We start from the raw sequence: 21208 nt of genomic DNA on the forward strand, positions 1-21208 counted from the left end.
CATCTTTAAAAACAATGAACCTTATAACCCCTCTCGTGTTTTTGCTATGGTTAGACAGTGATAAGTTAAAGAACTAAAGCTAATTTACTTCAAATTGATGATGGAATTGTAATAGTGCCATCACCTTTTAATTGTCAATCAAACCAACTTAGTTTGATTGTAAAAGCACTCTAATCTAAAGTTATAATTTTAGATTAAACTCTTAAAAGTGCTTTCAAAATCAAACTCATTTCAAGAGAAAAATCTCTTGAAAATTGGTTGTTTTTAAAATAGCTTTAAAAAGCTATTGCTTTTTTATTTTTTTGTCCTTTTTAAGTTATTTTTTATAAAAAGGCTAACTTTAAATTGATACCTTTAAAATAGTACCACAAAAATATAAAAAAAATAAATAAATATAGATGTTTATACTTCTCTCTGATCAAAAATAAACAACTGATTAGTACACTTTTTATTTCACCCTATTTTAACAGGAGTTAAAATATAGTTACAAAAAACTTATATGGAGAAAAGAGTGAAAAAGTTTGTAAACTGGGCGCGTACAACGATTTGCAAACCCAAAGATATTGTTTACCCTGAAACAGAAGAGGAAATTATAGAACTGGTCAAGCTCTGCAATGCAAGCAAAACACCAATCAAAGTAGTTGGTGCCGGTCACTCATATAACGATATTTTCTGCCCCGGTGAAAATGGTGTACTTGTCTCTTTAAAAAAGTTCAATGCACTTGAAAAAGTCGATAAAGAGAGACATCAAGTCACCTTCCAAGCTGGAATGCGAATGCCAAGACTCATTAAACTGCTTAAAGAAGAGGGACTTTCAATCTCTAACCTTGGTACCAATGTGTTTGATAATGTAGCAGGTAGTTGTGCTACAGGCTACCATGGAAGTGGTATTAACTATCGTATATTTAGCAACTTTGTCACCAAATTTGAGATCATCACACCAACAGGTGAAAAAAAGGTGATTACTAAAGATGACCCTGAGTATGACATCTATGCAGTCAGTCTTGGAATGTTGGGAATTGTCATTCGAATTACACTTCAGTGTGAGCCATATTTCAAACTAAAAGTAGTAGAAAAAAAGATGTCATTTGAAGCTATTGAGGCAGAGTTTGAGACCCTTTTGAAAGAAAATGACCACTTTAAATTCATCTGGATTCCGCATACTCGTGACTTTATGGTTTGGACAGCAAATAGAACTGAGGAACCAGCCAATGGGTGGTGGAAGATGTTTAAAACATACTTTGTGTCCGGAGTAATCATTAACAACTTCCTCCATGAACTGCTTCTCTTTTTTGCCTCATTCAACCGCCGTTTAATTCCAAAAGTCAACCAATTAATGAGCCGTCTGCTACTGCCTGAAAAAAATGTTAGTGTATATCCATCACACTGGGCATTTTTCTTGCCACATGTGCTTAAGCAAGATGTTGTTGAATACGCCTTTAACATCAAAGATACCTTTAAAGTTTTTAGAGAAATTATTGAGATGATTGAAGAGAAGAAGATATATGTCGATGCCCCGATTGAGGTGCGCTTTGTAAAAGGTGATACCTTTTGGATGAGTCCAACCCAAGGTGAAGACACTTGCTGGATTGGTACAAAGATCCACTTCCCACTTGGTCGTGAACCAGAATATTTCCGTTATTTCAGTGAAGTTGACCGTATATTGCTCAAATATCGCGGTCGTCCGCACTGGGGCAAACAGTTCCGTATCACAACAGAAGAGTTTAAACATAACTACCCAAAATGGGATGAATTTTGGTCATTTGTCGAAAAAAACGATCCAAATGGAATTTTTACCAACCGATTTATAAAACGTCTGAAAGGCGAAGCTTAAAGCTCGATGATTCTCTTCTCATCGAGGCTCCTTCGCCCTGCTTCTAAAATACGTGTTGTTGTCAATGTATTTTGAATCGTAGGAAGGATGCGGTTATACTCTGCAAGATTTGATGGATTGTCACGCAGTGCCGACGCCGATTCTACAAAGGTTGCAAGGCTTTTATAACCATACCCTTCTTGCCCGGCAAACTTTCCATCTCTTGGTGTATATTTCATAAAGAGTGGATTGGCACTTTGAAAACCATTTGTATCAGTTGAAACTGTATAGCCTCTATGAGCTTGATCTACACGCACCTCACCATTATGCCCCATATAGAAAAATCTCTGCTGTGAGTGAACATCTGAAGGGGGAGCTATCCAACTGGCAGTATGGACACTCGTTGCCAATGCACCACTTTTTATGTTTTCCCACTGCACTGTCAATGTAATAGTATCTTCAACCTTTCGACCAAGTTTTTTATCTGCCACACCCGTAGCTGACGTAGCATAAACACTAATAGGTTTGGCTTTCTCACCTATCGCCCAACAAAGAAGATCAACATGGTGGCTGTTAAGATAGTAACTAATATCACTGCTAATCCCTGCCCACGCAGCAAAGGTGTTTAGCTGACTTTTTGGTTGGCTCATATAGCTGACAAAATAGCTAAAATCCCCAAAGGTTTGAATTCTATCAACAGCATCGGCATAAATTGGATCAAACCGTTTATGCACTTCAAGCATTAAAAGCAGTCCTTTTTTTGCAGCCAAATCCATCAATATCTGATGTTCTTGAACTCTCTTTACAAGCGGTTTGGCTACAAGTACGTGCATCCCTGCTTCAAGGGCATCTCGTGCAATAGTAAAGTGGGTATCATCTGGGGTAAAGATCATAACTGCAGATCCAGGTTTCATATCACTAAGTGCCTCTTTGTAAGCCTCATCATTGCGACCACTTTTTGGGTAAGCTTCAAATGATGTGTCAAGATCGGTATATGCACTTTTAAGATTGGTCTCAAAGTGGTGTCGTACCGATTCAAAACGTGAAGCATCACGTCCTGCTAATCGAATATTACCAACCAAGCCACGTGATCGCATATCAAAAAGGCTCAATGCCACAACACCAAAACTCTTATCTGATTGCGCTGCTTTTTGCTGAGCAAGTCCAGTTACATACTCTCCAATTCCTACAACCAACACATCAATCATCTTAATCCTTTACAATCGTTACAAAACCAGGTGAAATTCCCAAGGCTCTCAACTGTTTCTCAGCCCGCTCATTCTTTGAAGCCATTTTAGTAGCGTGGTAAGCTTCACGTTCTTTACAGCTCCACTGTGTATTCCATACTACACTCTTTAACTCAACCATTTTGGCATTCATAGAGTAAGGGTGCAATGTTTGCAGTAGTGAGATAGTTGCAACCTCTTCAACACCACCCGGAATACCAGGCAAATTGCCACTAGATACTGTTAAAAATCCTGTCAATCCAAGTTTTTCCAGATTCCAAAGAGCAAGAGTATTCCAAGGAGTTGTCCATCCTGTCAGCTCTACTTTTTGATTTTGATGTCCATGCATTTCGTGTAGCTTAGCACCAACTACCAAAGTATTACTGTCCAAATGACGTTCAAGAGATTTGATATCTTCAGGTAAAGCAGTAACTTCTATACTTTGAAAAAGAAGTTTTGTAGCTCCAACTGAAAGAGCTTTTTCTATAATCATATTTAATGGCTGTGTATAACCAATCCAGGGATGTATATGAAAAAGTTTTACTCTGTTACCAAAACGCATCAGCATCTTACCAACACGTTGAAAGTAGCGATTATCAACGACAACTATAAGCAAATCACTGTAGCTTAAAACATTTTGACACCAAGCCTTGATCTGCTCAGGGTCTATAGGAACAGCTTCATTACTTGTATGCAGTCTTGTAGCTACAACTCTCATTTTACCCTCTTAAGACTTGGCACCAATGTACCGTTATTTAACTTATTATAAATTTCATCATATATTGGAGTATATACTCCATCGATCAACACATAGCAACAACCCTCTTTAAATCCTTTAAGCCCCTCTTTTGAGAGTCTGCTCTTTTGAATCTTCAGAGTTGAAGTGGTTTGATGCTTTTCATTAACGATTTTAAGAAAGTAAGGCAGTGCATGGTCAGCAACTCTCTTTCTCATCTCAGTTAAAAAAGAAGGAAGTATATTGGGCGACCACTTTTTAGCAGGAACTAGTGATGCCACCCCAATCTTGCCATTAATCCCAGGTAGTTCGATCCCATAAACAACCACCTCTTCAAACTCACCAATTTGGCGAATAGCCTCTTCTACATCACTGCAGGCAACATTCTCACCTTTGTAACGGTATGTATCTCCCAAACGATCAACAAATATGTAAAATCCATCAGAATTACGTTTTAAAAGATCACCAGAACGCCACCACAAATCACCTTCTTTAAAAAGGCTGCGAACCAGTTTTGCCTCATCTAAAGATGGATCAAGATAACCTCGGTAATGACCGCTTTCAACCTTAAAGAGTGCTTCACCAGGCACCTCATCAGGAACTACATTGAAATCCTCATCAACAAGTACCATCATTTTGTTACGCTCATCTTGTGGAGGAATGTAACCGCAGAAGCCAGGAATATCAAACCAATTAGTCAAAGCACCTGCTGGCATCTCTGTTGCACCAAAATGTTCAACTACATGTTCAATGCCAAAATGCTCTATAACATCTTCCCAAAGATTTTTTGTTAAACCATTGCCGAATATAACTTTAAGAGAGCTATTTGGATTTTCTCCATCTTTATATCGATTAAGTAAATATCGCCACAACTCACCTATATAGACCATATGCGTACATTTATAGCTATTAACATCTTCCCAAAAAGATGATACTGAAAACTTCTGCCGCAATACAGCATTGGCTCCGGCAAAAACAACACTTGAAAAAGCAACAGCCAACCCATTACCGTGAAACAGTGGCAAAGAGATGTAACAGCTATCATTTTCATCCATGGCAGTGCGCAGTGACCAAGCAACTCCTGCTCCAATCATTCGCCTATGGCTAAAAAGTGCCGGTTTGCTTGGTCCACTGGTACCGCTTGTAAAGATTACAAATGCAGCATCTTCCAATGTTGTAGAATGAACATCAAACTTCTTTTCTAATCTGTATGCTAAAGTTATAGCCTCTTCAATATCCCACTTTACACAACCATCAATACTGTTTCCAAAAACCTCATCTACTCCACTTCGTTTGGCAAGTTCTACAAGACGTGCTGACGGCTCTCTATGGTTAAAAAGTACAGCTAACCGCCCTGCTTTGTTGATGCCTATTAAAGCTGCAAGAAATAGAAAACTATTTGGAAAGTTAATCCCTATGCTATCTGATTTACTCTTTGAAAGAATAAAATTACAAATCTGATCTGATGCCCTGTCTAACTCACCATATGTATAACACTTTTTGGTTTCTACCTCTTTAACTACTATCCTATCTGCATACTCTTTAGCACGTTCTTGAAAAATCTCTACCCAGTTAGTTACATTTTTTGATTCAATTATTTGCCAAATCGACGCTTCATTGGCTTCCATCTCTTCATAGAGCTTGCATAGCCCTTCACTCTTTGCATTGTTACTTTTTATTTTTTCTATTAATCTACTATTCATAGGGCTAAGTATATCAGAGATATTTGATCATTTATCAAACAAAAAATTGTTACTTTAAATATCTAAATTTGATTAGAAACTAATCTCTATAAACTCTACTCCATCTTTTGAGCCAATAAGTAAAAAGCTTCTAAGTTTAGGTATTGCCTTAACCTTCTCAATCTCTAAATAACCTTTAACCTGTTCAATTCCATCTTGCTTTATACTTTCATAGTTATCTCTGCTTTTAACCCATTTAAGCTCAAATAGGTAGTTATTTGGTACCTTCTCATCTCGTCCAATTAGTAAAATATCTGGATATCTTCTTTCAATCTCTGGTTGAGAATCAATAAAATAGAAGCTTGCAAAGCTTAGAAGAGAAAGTGTTATGATATGAAAATACTTCTCATCAAACCCCATATGATCACGATTGGAAAGAGTCTTTATGACTTCATTTAGTTGCTCTTTGAATGGATCTATCTTACCCATTGCCAAATCTCTTAGAATATGGTTAATATTGGCATCTATTTTTAGGTTATTCCTGCGATCTATCTCGATTGCAAAATAGTTAAAGTATAGCTGTTTAATAACATAGTTTGGTATCTCAAAATCATAAACATCACCAAATGTCTCATCTTTTAAAGTAATAAATCCCATAGAATAGATAAGCGTAATAAAGTCATCCTCACTAAAAGTTTTATTTAGATCATAGCGGTCTTTGATCGTACCTGTAATGTACCCTTTTTCTATAATCTCTTTTAAAATATCAAAATTTCTCTCTTTATCTCCAATGTTAAATAGACGCATAAGTGCTTTGTAGTCACTCGCTACATTGCTATCTAGCATTTTTTTAGGCTTCTCACAATCACTATAATCAAATCTTGAAATAAAGTAGTTAATAAGAGTAGCATTATAGATTCGATCTTTTACTTTAATTTGAAAAAGGTATCCATTATACCAAGCTTTTATCTCTTCTAAGAGTTCATCTTTTTTTATACTTTGACAACGTTTAAAGATTGTCTCATTTAAAGCATATTCTACTTCATCTTGTGTAAAGCCTGCCATTGCATTAAATGATTTATGATAAGAGATATTAGAAATAATATTAAACCCACTGCTTAAGCTATCGAGTGTGATAGGTGTAACACCTGTAATAAAAATTTTTTGAACTGTCCCTGTAAATGTAGCTGTCTTTAGCACCTCATAAAAGCTTCTTACAAATCCACCCTTACCTACAATCTTTAAAAAATCATCCATACTGTATGAAAGAATCGCATTTGCAAAGTGATCGTACTCATCGATTAGTATATAGATCCTGTCATCTTTAACGATCTCAAAAAAGTACTCCATAAGTGAAGTTGGATTATTAATCTCTTTTAAATCCTCATAACTTTGAGGATAATTATAGCTTTTAAAATAGCTACTAAGTGACATCTTAATTTTAAACGTAAACTGTTCATAAATTGACTGCATAGATTCATCGGTATTAATACCGCTAAATTCAAAAAAGAGTATTCTAAAACTATTTTTTAATGGTGTTGGATGCTTGCCAATATAGGTATCGCCAAAAAGTTCATCAAACTCACTTTTTGCATTCTCATCATAGTAATATTGAAGCGTTGAGAGAAAAAGAGACTTTCCAAAGCGTCTAGGACGTAGGAAGATTAAAAAATTCTCATTGAGTGATTCAAGCTTTTCGATATAACTGGTCTTATCTATATAAAGATAATTACTATCTATCTTTACTTTTCTGAAATTACTCTCACCATATATAATTTTTTTCATCTATGCTCTCCTAGAATTTGGCTATTCTACCAAAAAACTCTATTATTAAACTTTTGCAAATCTCTCAACAACCACCAATCTCACATCTATCAGAATAACTAATCAACCCTTTATCATCACAACGTCTATATTCAGGTTGCAGGGTAATATGTGTAAAGTTAAACTGCTCTTTTAAAAGTGTTTCAACCTCTATAAGCTTCTTTGTTACATCAGACAACAAGAGATTATCTTTTAGATCAATATGTGCCTCAAAAAATATATTTTTATCATTTAATCTCCATATATGGATATGGTGAATATTCTCAACATCTGAAATCTCCTTGACTGCTTCTGAAATCTCATTAAGATCTACACTTTTAGGAGCAAACTGCATTAATACCTCTATTGCCTCTTTAATAAGTGTAAATGATGCAAAAATAAGATAAAGAGCAATAGAAATAGATATAAGAGGATCAACCCATAAAACATCCCAAAACTGCATCATTAACCCACCTGCTACAACAGCAACAGAGGTAAGCACATCACCTAAAAGATGAAGGTAAGCCGCTTTTATATTCATACTCTCTTTAGCATCCTGATGCAATAAAGCAATACTGCCACCATTGACTATGATGCCAAGTAACCCAAGAATAATAACCCACATAGAGTCTATTGGTTCAGGATGAAAAAATCGTATAATAGCTTCATAAATAATAAAAAAACCAATCCCCACAAGAACAGAAGCATTAAACAGTGCTGCAAGAATTTCAGCACGCTTATACCCAAATGTTCGTCTCTCATCAGCCTCTTTATGTGACAACTTCTGGGCAAACCAACTAATGACAAGGCTCATAACATCACTAAAGTTATGCAAAGCATCGCTTAGAAGTGCCAATGAGCCAGAGTAAAGACCTCCTGCAAGCTGTGCCAATGTGATAATCACATTTAAAATAATCGCTATTAAAAGGTTTCTACCCTTTACGTCGTGATGGTGATGATGGTGAGCCATATTAAAACCTCAAAAGATTATTTAAAGGTTCTTTTTTTAGCGTTCTGTAAATATCATAATCACTATCGATAGATAAAATATCCTTTATATTTTCTCTCTCTGCCAAAATTATCAAAGAGCAGTCGGCTAAATCCATTGGTACATCGCTATATTTTGTTGTTAAAAATATAACTCTATCTATGTCATTTTTGTCTATTTGAAAAACATCTAAGCCACCTCTTTTTATCCACTCCAATAGATTAAGTTGAGCTTGAATACTTTGCCTTAACAGATGTGTAGCCTCTGTAATAACAGGCCAAGTCGTTATAAAACTTCCATCATACTCTCTAACAAACTCTAAAACTCTTTTGTGGTGTTTATCTCTCCTATTAAATAGTGCTACAATAGGTCCTGTATCAATTATGGTTGTGTTTTTCATTTAAAATCTCATCTAACTTTTGCTTATAGTTTGAAGACAAATCACTATCCCCATCATAGACACCAAATAGATCTTTCCCTAAAGTGTAAGGAGTATTTTTTCTTTTTTCTTTTAAATTTTCCAAAAAAAAGAGTATAGCTTCTCTTACTATCTCTGTTTTTGTAGTCTGTTCCAATCTTGCAACATTGGCTAACTCTTGCTCAATATCTTTTGGCAATCTTACTGATAACATCGTTTTCCTTTTCAGCCAAGGTTTGTATATCAACATTGTATTACACTCAAACTTTTATTCTACTTAGTGCCTTTACTAGACCAATTAAGAGATTGAAAATGAAGTTATAAAGTGGATGAATGGGCGAATGTTGCTGTGAAATTTTGCACCCTATGACTTTAATAGTTGTAATCAGAGTCAAATAGAAGTGACATAATGTTCTCAGTTCAGAAAAAATAATGAGATATATAAACAATTGATGAAGATAATAAATGCTTGAAATAATCTAATTTGTAAAACTTTTTTTATAAAATCACTAAAATACCGGTAAGGAAAAGTTTTTTATTTTATCTAATAATGATATTTGCAAGATATAACAACTATTGAATATTCAGTTACTTCATAAACCAATCTATGCTCATTTGTAATTCTTCTCGACCAACAACCAGATAATTCAAATTTCAAAGGCTCAGGTTTTCCTATTCCAGAAAAAGGTGTTCGCTTTATATCATTTAAAAGTTGATTAATCTTTTTAAGTATCTGCTTATCAGTTTTTTGCCAATAGAGATATTCATTCCAACTATCATTTGTAAATGTTATGTTCATTCTTATATTTCTATTAAATCTTTTTGAAAAACTTTACCACTTCTTGCATCTTTTAATGAACGAAGTAAAACTTCTCTGTTTTTTGGATTTCTTAACAAATAATCTGTCTCTTTTAAAGAGTTGTATTCATCTAACGGTATCATTACAACATTTTCACGATCTTTTCTATGAATGATCACCTCTTCATTGTCATAATATACACTATCAAAAATGGATTTAAAGTTATTTCTTGCTTCAGTCATACTAACTACTTGCATAGATATCCTTTTCACATAGAATGTACATAATTATAGCATTAATTTTGTTATTTATTCGATTGTAATATCTATTTTAACGTGAGTTCGGGATAAAAGGAGAATAAAAATTACTTGAGCCTTCCTCAGAAGAATACTAAGCGGTCTCTATCCTGAAGCAAAATTAGATGCAGTTACAAATTTTTACTTTAATGACAATACTAAAAGTTTAGCAAAAAGTCATAATGTTGAACTAATAGAAAGGGAACAACTACTTCAATTAACTTTACCGATGAGCTGACCTATATTGTGTGTATTTTCACTTTTTTACAAAGATTTATCCAGTCCTAAAAGAACACCAGCTTCTCTTTTCTGTTTAAGCCTGTAACTTTCACCTTGAATATTTAGTATATGACTATGGTGAATAAGCCTATCAAGTATAGCTGTAGTTAAAGCTTCATCATTGTTTAACACCTCCTTGAACTTAGTAAAAGATAGATTACTGGTTATGATAATTGAGCCTGTTTCATACCTTTTGTTAATAACTTGGAAAAAAAGATTAGCCTGATTAGCATCTAGTTTGATATATCCAAATTCATCAATAATTAAAAGCTTTGTTGTATTTATAACTTTTTTGAAATAGTGTTGCAGTCTATTGGTTTGTTGTGCTATTTCAAGCTGTAAAAGCAAATCTTGTGCAGTGATAAATTTGGTCTTTATTCTTGCTTGAGTAGCTAAATATCCTAAGGCAATGGCTAAATGTGTCTTTCCAACACCACTTGGACCAATTAGTAAAACATTTTGGGCATTCTCTATGAATCTAAGGGTAGATAACTCATTAATAATATTTCTATCTACTGGAGAAGATGAAAAATCAAAATCTTGCAAAGTTTTTACCTTTGGAAAACCTGCCATTTTAAGAGTAATCTCTTTTGCTCTTTGTATTTTTGTTTCATACTCATACTCAAATAGTTTCAATAAAAACTGAGTATAAGATAGATTCTTTTTAGCTGCTTCATCTGCAAGTGAAGAGAAACTATTCTTTATTGCAGGAAGCTTAAAAAGCGTAGCGTATGCTTGAATCTGTTCATTGATGGAAGCTATGTTATTAGACATAACTAGCCTCCTTTAGTAATTTTTCATACTCTATAAGAGATGATTGATAGATAATAAACTCTTTATCTATTGATTCAATCCTATGTTTAGATGTATAATTACTTTTTGAAGTTGTTAACGAGTTTGTTGGTTCTACTGCCAATATAAGTGGCAGTAGAGCCTTTTTCTCTATTTCAAATAGATCTTTTGGTTTTTGTTTTAGTGTACCGTGTACTCTATCATTAATTATCTCTAACCAACTAAATATTTGGCTATTTAAAAGTTGACAATCTATTTTTAAAGGTGAATTTTTCAGTTTTGATCTCAAAGGAATATAGAAATTCCTTTTTAAATACCCAATAAATCTCTCAACCTTACCTTTAGTTTGTGCTCTGTATGGTTTACATAACATTGGTGTAAAACCATAGGTTTTTGAAAAATCCAAAAACTCTTTATTGAATTTATGCTTTGTAGCGCCATAAGCATTTCTTTGAATAACAACACTTTTTAGATTATCGTAAAGTATACTCTTTGGAACTCCTCCAAAAAACTCAAAAGCCTTTTTATGGCACTCTTCAAATGTCTCATATCTCATATTATCTGTAAAATGTACATATGCATATCTACTGTATCCTAAAATCATTACAAAGGCATAGATTGGACTTTTACCTGTTTTTATTACTGTCCAATCAACTTGTGCCTGAACTCCTGGCATTGTCTCAAATCTAATAACTTTCTCTTCTTTTAGTGGCAAAAATTCTTTATAAATAGCACTCATAAAACTTTGCAATATTCTAATCTTCCCTTTATAACCCTTATTTAATATCTCACGATATATTACAGTTGAAGGAATCCCATGTGGCAATGCATCTGCAATACGCTCTTTTATATACTCTTTAAATGGATCTAGCTTTGATTTATACTCTACTCTTTTTCTTGGCATTAACTCTTTTTCTTTTAATCTTTTGGAAATTGTCCTTCTATCTAACCCTGTCATTCTTGCAATCGCTCTTATACTGTACCCTTGTTTGTGAAGCGTATGTATCATTACAAACTCCTCATATGTAATCATTCATAGCTCCTCCAAATATTTGGAGGAAATCTATCATATTTTTCACTCTATCTTTTACAAGTGGTACATTTTTCTTTTGCGTTTGTGGTGTATTTTAGCATTGCAGGTGACATTTGGTCACCATTTGATATAGTTTCACTCCAAAAATCACCTTTTTTATATAGTTCAAGTGATATAAAAAAAACATATAAAGAAATCAGCAATTCTTTACAAACCTCTGAGTTATGTGGATTGTAAATTTCACTTTCTATATTTTTAAAATCTTCTATTTTTAAATCAAAATTATACTCCCATAACAATGTGGCTTTTTGTTCCTTAATTTGTTTAATAAGTTTATAGCAATTCATAAAATACCTCGTTTTGAATTTTTATAAAATTTAATATAACTCAACTTTGCAAACTTATTAATACTCTTAGAAACTGTCTTATACTCCCCATCAATGAAGATCTCACAATACTCTTCACCATCTTGTACAATTATGATATTTTGACTGGTTGGAAGATAGATTGCTTTTTTCAATACATTTCCTAAATTTAATTTAACTGTAAATACTAATAATAATCAATATTTGATGAATTTAATATTAAATCTATACTTTTAACCACAACTCTATTTTCTACACTATACTTCCCAAAAAACTTTTATTTTTAGAAAGTATAGTATGTTTTTACAAACTTATACCTTCTTAAAGAGTTGAATACAACACTTGTTGACAACCAAAATTCAACTTGCTAAAATCTTTAAAAGACTTTAAAATGTAATAAACAGACAAGTCAGATTGGAGATAATAAGTGAATAAAGCGCAAGGCAAAATAAACAATATTAAAATTTATAATTTTAAAATATTTAGAAATTTAGAAGTAAAAGATTTAAAAAGAGTAAATTTAATAGGTGGGAAAAACAATATTGGTAAAACCGCTTTTTTAGAAGCAATAGAGTTAGTTACACTGCCTAAAAGTATTATTGAAATAGTTTATTGCGTTAATAGAATTCTTACTAGAAGATATAACGATCTTAAAAATATTGAATTTGATTTTTTTTATGATGAAAACAAAGAGTTAAAAATAGATATAAATAGTCATCAAAAACTCTCTATGGAGATTTTCCCACTAAAACAGCAAAACTTTAGATTGCTGATTGATGATCAAGAGATATTGCCAGAACCTTATATGAAAATATGGTTCAATCATCAAGATAGACAGTTGCCAGTTAGTATGTTGACAAAAAATCAAAAAAATATAAACAATTTTATGAGTAAAAATGTAAAGTTTATCCCAAGTAGCTCTTTAAATACACTCTTGATCTCAATTTTATATGGAAATTTGATTGAGTTTGATAAAGAGGAGTTTTTAAATAACTCATTACAACTTTTTGATCAAAATATCAAATCTCTAAAACAAATAGTAAAAGAAAATGAAGTTGTTTTAAAAGTAAAATTAACAGATAGATTGGTTCCACTCTCATCTCTTGGTGAAGGAATAAATCGCTTCATAGCAATACTTTGTGCTATATGGTCTAGTAAAGATGGCTATTTACTGATCGATGAAATAGAAAATGGAATACACTATACTAACTATGAAAAGCTTTGGAAAATAATCTTTGAAGCTTCAAAAGAGGCAAATTGTCAAGTTTTTGCAACTACACACTCAAAAGAGTGTATAGAAGCTTTTAATAAAGTCAATAAAGAAAATGAAGGTGCTTATTTAGAGTTTTATATGAATAAAAAGACCAATAATATTTTAGTTAAAAATAGAGACTATGAGCAGTTAAGTTATTCACTTTCTCATAAAGGAAGGTTTAGAGGTGAATAAACTTATAGTAGAAAGTAAAAATGATAAATTTTTTATAGAAAAATTGATAGAACATTTGAATATTAAAAATATTGAAATAGATGAACCTTTATGCAATATAGATGAATTTGTTTGTTTAGATGGAATATCAAATCTAAAATATAAACTTGAAGATCTGAAGCTTGATTCTGGAGAAATAGATAAATTAGGAATTATTTTAGATGCTGATAAAATAGGAATAGATCAAAGATTAGAACAAGTAAATAATATTTTAGAAGAATTGAATATCAATATTAAGTTTACAAAAAATAATGAGATTAAGTACGATAAATCTAATGATATTGAAATAGCTTGTCACATTTTAAATATAGATGGTTTTGGAGAATTAGAAGATATCCTGTTTCAAATTAAAAACTCAGATTCTGTTTTTGCTGACTGCTTAGAGAGCTGGAAAGAATGCCTTGATAAAAATGACAAAAGTATATCTGAAAAAGATTTCATTAAGTTTTGGATAAGTAATTACATAAGATTTGATACTTGCACTAAAAAAGAGCAAAAACAAGCTAAAAAAAATTGCAATTTTGAAAAAGCTTTGCAAAAAGATATTTGGGATTTTGAACATAAAGTTTTAGATAGCTTAAAAGAATTTTTAAAGATATTTGAATAACTTTTTAACGGGACAAAAAGTCCCGTTTCTAAAATTGCTTAAAAATCCACACTCTCTTTCTTCTTATATATCCAGACAAAAAGAATAGGAATAAATACAAGCGTAAGGAATGTTCCGACCATTAGTCCACCTATTGCTACAGCTCCAAGAGGTGCAAGACGCTCTAAGCCTATCGCCCATCCAAGGGCTACTGGTAGCATACCGGCAGTTGTAGCAAAAGCGGTCATTAAAACCGGTCTTGTTCTGATCTTAATACTTTCAAGCATCGCCTCTTTTGAGCTAAGTCCTCTTTTCATTCCCAACAGTGCAAACTCGATCAACAAGATTGCATTGTTTACAATAATACCGCTAAGAAGAATGAATCCCATCATAGCGGGCATTGATGTGTGGTAATCCATTAGCAGGAGTATCCAGCTTGCTCCAACCAAAGTAAGTGGAATTGAGAAGATAATAAGAAGCGGTGCTCTAAAAGAGTTAAACATAGGAATAAGAACAAAGAAGATTAGCCCTACTCCAAATGCAACTGCTTTTACCATACGCTTTGCAGAGTCTTGAAACTGTGCAATATCACCCGTCTGTGTCAACTCAACACCGTCAGGAAGCTCTATACCTGCATATGCTTTATCGAAATTTTGCATTATATGAGAGATCGAAGCTTTTTCTCTGAAACCATAAACATCAACCGTATATTTTAACCCCTCTCTTGTAATTTGACTAGGCTCTTTAACCTTTACTAAACTGCTGAAAGTTGAGAGTGGTATTTTACCTTTTGGCGTATCTATGAGAATTGTATCTAAAGTCATTAGAGCTTTTTCTCTATCTGCTCCTCTTACTCTAATAAGAGTGTCAACAGCATTATTTACAGCTAAAGATGCGCTAGGTGAGCCTTTAAGATATAGTGCTGTCTGTTTAGCAATATCATCTGCGCTTACTCCATAATATGCACTCTTTTGCTCATCTATCTTAAGTTGATAAACATCTTTTGACAGATCCCAAGTTTTGGCAACATTAACAAGCCCTTGAGTATTTTGCAAAACTTCAAAGAGTCTCTCTGAAGCAGTCTGAAGCTTTTCAAAACTGTCACTGCTAAGCATAACATCAACATTTCCGCGAATACTTGAGAGAGCCGTCGCTCCATAATCAAATACACTAAAATATTTAATATTAGGAATCTGCTGGATCTTCTCTCTTATTTTATGCTCAATATCCCAAATACTCTCTTCTCTTTCAAATCTATTTAGATACGTAGCAGTAATAGAAATAGAGTCTATTCCTCCGGCACTACCAATGCTAAGCACTCCCGCTTCACTTCCAATAGCTGATGATACTCTCTTTACAGCTCCACTATCATAAACAGCTTGGTTAACCTTTTGTAGTACTTCGGCACTCTTTTCTATTGGAAGATTAGGATCCATTGTAATGTTAATCTTCACAATTCCAGTATCCATAGGTGGCATAAGCTCCTGCCCAACTGTTGGCATAACAACACGAGCACTAATAGCAAACAGAATTAATAAGCTGGCAAAATATAAAAATGCGATTCTTTTTCTCTCCATTGCTGCTTTTGCAAGCTGGGCAAAGAAATTTCTGGCACCATTGTTAAAATAGTCCGAAACTTTTGCAAAAACCTCTTCTGCTTTTAAAACCCAAGAACTTTGAATCGCTAAAAACTTCATACTCAAAAGCGGAACAGTAGTGATGGAGATGATGTAAGATGCCGCAAGAGCTATTAAAAGTGTAGAGACCAGTGGTCTAAATACTGTCTGCGGATAATCCCCAACAAACATAATAGGAAAGAGTGCAACCATTGTTGTAATTGTTCCTGAAAGGTCAGCAAACATTATCTCTTTTGTTCCATCCAAAACAGCCTTACCTATTGGTTTGCCAAGCTCTTTGTAGTGGCGTTCAATATTTTCCATTACAACAACAGCATCATCAAGCAGTAGTCCCAATGCCAAAATGATGGCAGTCAAAGTTACAACACTAAACTCTATACCAAAAAGATACATCATTGCCACTGTTGATGCATAGACAAGCGGAATGGTAAAGAGTACCACCAAAACCTGTCTGAATGATGCAAGAAAGAAGAAAGCAACAATTGTTGACATTATGATCGCATCTCGAAGAGACTCAAACATATTTGTAATGCTTTGCTCTATTGTATCTTTTTGTGAATCTGTCACTTCAAAATCAAGCCCTGGGTAGTTTGCTTTTATCTCTTTAAGTTTTGCTTCTACATTTTCTATTGTCTTGATCACATCTGCATCTATTGAACGCTGAACTGAAAGTGCAATAGCAGGTTTTCCGTTACCGTAATACAAAGCACTGTTGTCATAATGACCATAAGAGATATGAGCTATATCTTCCAAACGCACCTTATCTGTAATAGGCAACTTTTTTATCTGCTCTAAACGATCTCTTTTTCCGTTTGATTTTAGTAAAAATCTTCCACGATCAATATCCATAAACCCTATGGCATAATCTCTATCATTTTTAGAGAGCATCCCTAAAACCTGACCCATATTTAGACCAAGTTTGTCAACTGCCTTTTTATCAACCTCTACTAAAATCTCTTTTTTGAATCCTCCAAAAATATCTACATTAGAGACACCCTCTATCTTTAAAAGATCATTTTTGATCTCATTTTCACAAATCTCTCTAACATCAAGCAAAGATGCGACTTTGGAAGAGACCCCGATGGTAATGACTGGAGGCGTAGCAGCAGTAATTTTATGGATCTGCGGCTCTTTAATATCTGGTGGCAATGATGAGCGGATTTTACTAATAGCATTTGCCACATCTGTTGCCGCACTCTCAATATCTTTTTCATAATGAAACTCTGCTCTTATAACACTTACCTCATCTATGGTAGATGAGTAGACTCGACGGATTTTATCTAGTGCATAAAGCTCTTTCTCTATTGGAACTGCAACATTGGAGGCAATATCTTTTGCACTAGCCCCCGGCCAAATGATAACAGTTGCAATCTCTGGTCGATTTGAATCTGGAAAGAGTTTTCTATCAATTGAGTTATAGCCATAAAGACCCAAAAAGAGGAAAAGCCCCAAAAAAGAGATGATGTAGTATGGTCTTTTTAGAAACTTATCTATTAAATTACTCATTATTTACTACCTTAACACTCTTTAAAACAAATAGTCGTGAAAGTTTATCGTTACTTCCCACCGCTACCGGTTCTGTAATCTCACTATCGATTACAGCATAGCTTCCATCACTTGCCAAAACTTTCACCTTTTTAGGAACAAACTCACTTTGGTTATAGACAAAAACATATCGCTCTTTCTCTTTACTACCCACCTTTTCAAGAAGTGCTGTAACAGGAACAGCAGTACCTTTGGCGCTTCTTGTCACTACTTCTACTGAAATATTACTGTTTTCAGGCAGTGCTAATTTGCCTTTTAAATCGACTCTTGCTATACCAAGGGCTTTTTCACTCTCTGGTAAAATTTCGCTAATCTTATCTTCAACTCCATTTACATAGACTTTCATCCCTCTTTTTATACTCTCTTTAACAAGTGGAAACTGAAACTCTACTCTCTTTTTATCTCCCAAAAGCTTCACTATAGGTTTGCCTGGCATTGCCAAATCGCCTATTCTTAAAAAGATTTTTCCTACAGTTCCATCAGTTAAAGCTTTTATAGAGGCATAGCGTAACTGGTTTATTTTAGAATCAAGCTGTGCTTTTAGAGCCTTTAACTCCTCTTGCTTTGCTTCTATGCTATTTTTTGTAGTAATATACTTTGACTCTTTTAACTCCATAGCAACTTTTGACAGATCCAACTTCTCTTTTGCCAAAGCATCAGCCTTGTAAAGTTTCAAATTTCTTTCATAAACAGACTTTGCCTGCAAGAAATCACTCTCAAGAGCTTTTAGAGAGAACTTTAAAGACTCTATTGCACTATTTAACGCTTTTATAGAAGCCTTTTGCGCCTTGACGGCTGACTTTAGCTCTTTGTCATCTATTGAGATTAACAGATCACCCTTTTTTACGCGATCACCCTCCTCTACATATATCTTTTGAATGAAACCGCTTATTTTAGAGGCTATTACAGGATGATCTACCGAGTAGTAACGCCCTATAAAACTTCTTTTTTCTTCAATACTTTTGACTTTGGGCATCGCCGTCTCTACTGTAACAGACTTTGCCACCGGTGTTGGAAGATTTGCCAACTGCTCTTTTTTCTTCTTTAAAACTACAATACCGCCTGCAACCAGTAAAACAACAATTATAAGACCAATTACTTTTTTCATTTTTCACCTACCGTTATATAGTTTAAATATGCTCTTTGCATTGTAAGATCATATGTTGCACCGATCAGATCACTCTCAGCTTTTCTCTTTTTTGAAATTGCTAAAAGCAGATCATACACATCAGATACACCGTTTTGATACTTGATCTTTTCAGTCTCTTCAATTTTAGTTAAAAACTCAAGCTGTTTTTTCAAAGCTTCTATCTTGGCAGTTGCCGTAGCAATACGCTCTTTTGCGTCAACAATGTCACTTTTAAGTTTAAGATAACTTTTTTTAAGTTTATGTTCAGAGATCATATGCGCTATTTTTGCCTTTTGAAACTGCGCATCTCTATTGCCAAAATCATACAGTGGAATGTTAATGCTAACTCCCGCCTGCCACAACTCCTCTTGCTCACCTGAAGCAAAGTTGTCTCCATAATATGCATTAAAAGCAACCTTCGGATAATAAAGTGCTTTTGCTTTTGCAATTCCCTTTTTACTCTTTTGTGTATCTAAAAGTGCTTTTTTATAGATTAAAGAATTTTTAGGATCAACACTGTCACTAACTCTCTCTTCATCATAAATATCTTCAACACTATCTATTTTTTCAATGCCTATGAGAGATGCAAGCTTTGCTTTAAGTATCTTTATAGAGTTATCAATATTTAAAGAGTTATATTTTGCAATCTCCAGTTCAGATGCAACCTTTAAAAGATCCAATTTAGCCTTTTTACCCAACTCATACTCTTGTTCAACTTTTGATTGAAGAGTCTCCAAAGCTTTTTGATATGAAAGTGCCGATACTCTCTCTTTTTTAAGTGTTAAAATTTTAAAGTATATAGATTTGATGTTATAGATCAACTGCTCTTTACTCAAAGCAAAGTCAGTTTTTGAAATCTTTTTAGAAAGCTCTGCTATCTCAATAGATCTAAGATCGGAAAATCCGTTAAAGAGCATAACATCATACTTTAAGCCTAAAGTGCCAATATCTTTGCTTGTTACAATATCAGGCGAAATGGGAGGAACTATTGGAGCTAGTGTTCTTGGTATATTGTAAGTTGTGTAACTGCCAACTACATTAATTGATCCAAGATTTTTAGCCTTTTTAACTCTCTTCTCTTCAATCGATTGGTTGATTTTCTCTTTCTCTATGAGAATCAAAGGACTCTTTTTAAGAGCAGTATCTATTGCTTCATTTAGTGTCATAGCCCAGCTGTTTTGAAAAGCAACAAGAAGAGCTACAGTAACAAGTTTTCTATTCATAAGTTGCTCCCTTAAGTGCAAAAATTATCTTTTTAGAGAGTATCTTTGCCATATCTTTTATGTCAGGTTCCGGCAATACTTTAAAATCTCCTGTTACGTGTTTAGCAACCTTTTGTCTCATTTTTTGCGTTGTTTGATGCATAATAAGAGGAGAGACTATCATCATCTGTACAATCATAGGGTTTTCAGTCTTAAAAACTCTATTATCAACACCTTCATTAATGATAGATGTCAAAACCCCAAGCATTTTTGCCAATTGAACCGTTGCACTTTCTGGTAAATTTTCTCCATTATCTGCAAACTCATGAGTCAAAACAGCAGCAAAACAGCTTCTCTCATTTAAAAACTCTCCAAACGCTTCTATGTATGCCACCAGTTTATCTTCTACATCAGTTTTTAAACTTACAGCTTCTTCAACCCTTTTTGCCAAAGGCTCTAAGTGCTTAAGAAGTACAGCCTCATATAGTGCTGACTTATCTTTAAAATGGTAGTAAATTGCTGGTTTTGTTATTTCTGCTTCAGAAGCTATCTCTTCCAAAGAGGCAGAAGCAAATCCAGCTTTTGAAAAGTGTTTAGAGGCTATCTCTAAAATCACCTCTTTCTTATTGACTCTCAATGATTCTCCTTACTTATCGTTAAGTAAGTATAACGCACTAAGCTTAAATATTTATCAATATAAGTTTTTAAACTAAAAGTAAATCTATATTTGATATTATGATGTATAATACTAATGTATATGGAGCAAAATATGCACAGAACACAAATCTATTTTGAAGAGACCCTTTTTGAAGAGTTGAAAAAACAGGCTAATTTAATGGGTATGTCACTATCAGCTTACATAAGAGAGACTTTAAAAAATGATTTAAAAAATAAAAAGTCAAAGCAAAACAGAGTTAATTTAAAAGAGTTTTCTGGAATGTGGGAAAATAGAGATATTTCACAAGAATCTTTAAGAAAAAAAGCTTGGAAATGATCATATTAGATACTAATGTTTTAATAGAAATATTAAAAGGAAATAACAAAACTGTTAAAAAAGTTGAATCATTTGATGAAATTTTAGCTATATCATCCATCAGTGCAATGGAGCTTTTCTATGGAGTACTAAATAAAAATGAAACTAAACAACTTGAAAAATTTATATCTTTATTTGAGATTATCCATTTAAATGAAACAATTTCTAAAAAAGCTTTAAAATTGATAAATAAGTATGCAAAAAGTCACTCTTTGGATATTCCAGATAGTTTAATAGCAGCCACTACGATAGAAACCAAAAGCAAATTATTTACTTATAATATAAAGGACTTCAGATATATTGATAACTGTAACTTGATTTAAAATTAACTATCTATTAACCAAACTTGGATAATATAAC

Annotated in this window: 22 protein-coding genes; 5 read left to right on the forward strand and 17 right to left on the reverse strand. The window is 33.5% G+C overall.

Features of this window, described 5'->3' with window-relative positions:
• Window positions 1-511: 511 nt before the first annotated feature.
• Window positions 512-1834, forward strand: a complete 1323-nt coding sequence (locus BM227_RS07100; protein WP_177202013.1) for a D-arabinono-1,4-lactone oxidase — start codon at window positions 512-514, stop codon at window positions 1832-1834.
• Here BM227_RS07100 and BM227_RS07105 read toward each other — a convergent pair.
• The 13 genes from BM227_RS07105 to BM227_RS12750 all read right to left on the reverse strand — a co-directional run bounded on the left by BM227_RS07105 (window position 1831) and on the right by BM227_RS12750 (window position 12385).
• Entirely contained in the window at window positions 1831-3021 is a 1191-nt protein-coding gene (locus tag BM227_RS07105; protein WP_218147926.1) for a Gfo/Idh/MocA family protein, read from the reverse strand. The genes BM227_RS07100 and BM227_RS07105 overlap by 4 nt on opposite strands.
• 1 nt (window position 3022) lies before the next feature.
• A complete protein-coding gene (locus BM227_RS07110; protein ID WP_092912506.1) occupies window positions 3023-3757 on the reverse strand; it encodes a hypothetical protein in 735 nt (244 codons plus the stop codon).
• Window positions 3754-5478 (reverse strand): AMP-binding protein, encoded by a 1725-nt coding sequence (locus BM227_RS07115; RefSeq protein WP_092912508.1) that lies wholly within the window; start codon window positions 5476-5478, stop codon window positions 3754-3756. Before BM227_RS07115 ends, BM227_RS07110 begins: the two co-directional genes overlap by 4 nt.
• A 72-nt stretch (window positions 5479-5550) precedes the next feature.
• Window positions 5551-7242: an AAA family ATPase gene (locus tag BM227_RS07120; RefSeq protein ID WP_092912509.1), complete on the reverse strand. Its 1692-nt coding sequence runs from the start codon at window positions 7240-7242 to the stop codon at window positions 5551-5553.
• A 64-nt stretch (window positions 7243-7306) separates the two neighbouring features.
• Window positions 7307-8230: a cation diffusion facilitator family transporter gene (locus BM227_RS07125; protein ID WP_092912511.1), complete on the reverse strand. Its 924-nt coding sequence runs from the start codon at window positions 8228-8230 to the stop codon at window positions 7307-7309.
• 1 nt (window position 8231) lies between these two features.
• Window positions 8232-8648, reverse strand: coding sequence for a type II toxin-antitoxin system VapC family toxin (locus BM227_RS07130; protein WP_092912512.1), 417 nt, complete (start codon window positions 8646-8648; stop codon window positions 8232-8234).
• The gene (locus tag BM227_RS07135) at window positions 8626-8880 is read right to left on the reverse strand and encodes a ribbon-helix-helix protein, CopG family (RefSeq protein ID WP_092912514.1); all 255 of its coding nucleotides are present in this window, start codon (window positions 8878-8880) and stop codon (window positions 8626-8628) included. Before BM227_RS07135 ends, BM227_RS07130 begins: the two co-directional genes overlap by 23 nt.
• 330 nt (window positions 8881-9210) lie before the next feature.
• Window positions 9211-9465 (reverse strand): Txe/YoeB family addiction module toxin, encoded by a 255-nt coding sequence (locus tag BM227_RS07140; protein ID WP_092912516.1) that lies wholly within the window; start codon window positions 9463-9465, stop codon window positions 9211-9213.
• Between the two features lie 2 nt (window positions 9466-9467).
• Window positions 9468-9722: a type II toxin-antitoxin system Phd/YefM family antitoxin gene (locus BM227_RS07145; RefSeq protein ID WP_092912518.1), complete on the reverse strand. Its 255-nt coding sequence runs from the start codon at window positions 9720-9722 to the stop codon at window positions 9468-9470.
• Window positions 9723-10025: 303 nt separating this feature from the next.
• A complete protein-coding gene (gene istB, locus BM227_RS07150) occupies window positions 10026-10814 on the reverse strand; it encodes an IS21-like element helper ATPase IstB (protein ID WP_092912520.1) in 789 nt (262 codons plus the stop codon).
• Window positions 10807-11865 carry an IS21 family transposase gene (gene istA / locus BM227_RS07155; protein ID WP_143089712.1) on the reverse strand — a complete coding sequence of 353 codons (1059 nt, stop codon included), beginning with the start codon at window positions 11863-11865 and terminating at the stop codon, window positions 10807-10809. The genes istB and istA overlap by 8 nt, the downstream gene beginning before the upstream one ends.
• Before the next feature lie 47 nt (window positions 11866-11912).
• Entirely contained in the window at window positions 11913-12212 is a 300-nt protein-coding gene (locus BM227_RS07160) for a hypothetical protein (RefSeq protein ID WP_092912521.1), read from the reverse strand.
• A complete protein-coding gene (locus BM227_RS12750; RefSeq protein ID WP_177202014.1) occupies window positions 12209-12385 on the reverse strand; it encodes a hypothetical protein in 177 nt (58 codons plus the stop codon). The genes BM227_RS07160 and BM227_RS12750 overlap by 4 nt, the downstream gene beginning before the upstream one ends.
• Before the next feature lie 272 nt (window positions 12386-12657).
• On the opposite strand from BM227_RS12750, the gene BM227_RS07165 reads away from it, so the two are divergent.
• Both BM227_RS07165 and BM227_RS07170 read left to right on the forward strand, forming a co-directional pair.
• On the forward strand, window positions 12658-13677 hold the full coding sequence (locus tag BM227_RS07165) for an AAA family ATPase (protein ID WP_218147927.1): 1020 nt from the start codon (window positions 12658-12660) through the stop codon (window positions 13675-13677).
• A 55-nt stretch (window positions 13678-13732) separates the two neighbouring features.
• Window positions 13733-14323, forward strand: coding sequence for a DUF3226 domain-containing protein (locus tag BM227_RS07170; RefSeq protein ID WP_218147928.1), 591 nt, complete (start codon window positions 13733-13735; stop codon window positions 14321-14323).
• Between the two features lie 38 nt (window positions 14324-14361).
• Here BM227_RS07170 and BM227_RS07175 read toward each other — a convergent pair whose 3' ends face one another.
• From BM227_RS07175 to BM227_RS07190, 4 genes are read right to left on the reverse strand one after another with little or no spacing between them, the layout of a single operon-like run.
• Window positions 14362-17445 (reverse strand): efflux RND transporter permease subunit, encoded by a 3084-nt coding sequence (locus BM227_RS07175; protein ID WP_092912525.1) that lies wholly within the window; start codon window positions 17443-17445, stop codon window positions 14362-14364.
• On the reverse strand, window positions 17438-18592 hold the full coding sequence (locus tag BM227_RS07180; RefSeq protein WP_092912526.1) for an efflux RND transporter periplasmic adaptor subunit: 1155 nt from the start codon (window positions 18590-18592) through the stop codon (window positions 17438-17440). Before BM227_RS07180 ends, BM227_RS07175 begins: the two co-directional genes overlap by 8 nt.
• The gene (locus tag BM227_RS07185; protein ID WP_092912528.1) at window positions 18589-19836 is read right to left on the reverse strand and encodes a TolC family protein; all 1248 of its coding nucleotides are present in this window, start codon (window positions 19834-19836) and stop codon (window positions 18589-18591) included. Before BM227_RS07185 ends, BM227_RS07180 begins: the two co-directional genes overlap by 4 nt.
• A complete protein-coding gene (locus tag BM227_RS07190) occupies window positions 19829-20452 on the reverse strand; it encodes a TetR/AcrR family transcriptional regulator (protein ID WP_092912529.1) in 624 nt (207 codons plus the stop codon). The genes BM227_RS07185 and BM227_RS07190 overlap by 8 nt, the downstream gene beginning before the upstream one ends.
• A 132-nt stretch (window positions 20453-20584) precedes the next feature.
• On the opposite strand from BM227_RS07190, the gene BM227_RS07195 reads away from it, so the two are divergent.
• Both BM227_RS07195 and BM227_RS07200 read left to right on the forward strand, forming a co-directional pair.
• Entirely contained in the window at window positions 20585-20809 is a 225-nt protein-coding gene (locus tag BM227_RS07195; RefSeq protein WP_092912531.1) for a hypothetical protein, read from the forward strand.
• Window positions 20806-21171: a type II toxin-antitoxin system VapC family toxin gene (locus BM227_RS07200; protein WP_092912533.1), complete on the forward strand. Its 366-nt coding sequence runs from the start codon at window positions 20806-20808 to the stop codon at window positions 21169-21171. Before BM227_RS07195 ends, BM227_RS07200 begins: the two co-directional genes overlap by 4 nt.
• Window positions 21172-21208 lie beyond the last annotated feature (37 nt).

It is taken from the genome of Hydrogenimonas thermophila (assembly GCF_900115615.1).
Classification (GTDB): domain Bacteria; phylum Campylobacterota; class Campylobacteria; order Campylobacterales; family Hydrogenimonadaceae; genus Hydrogenimonas; species Hydrogenimonas thermophila.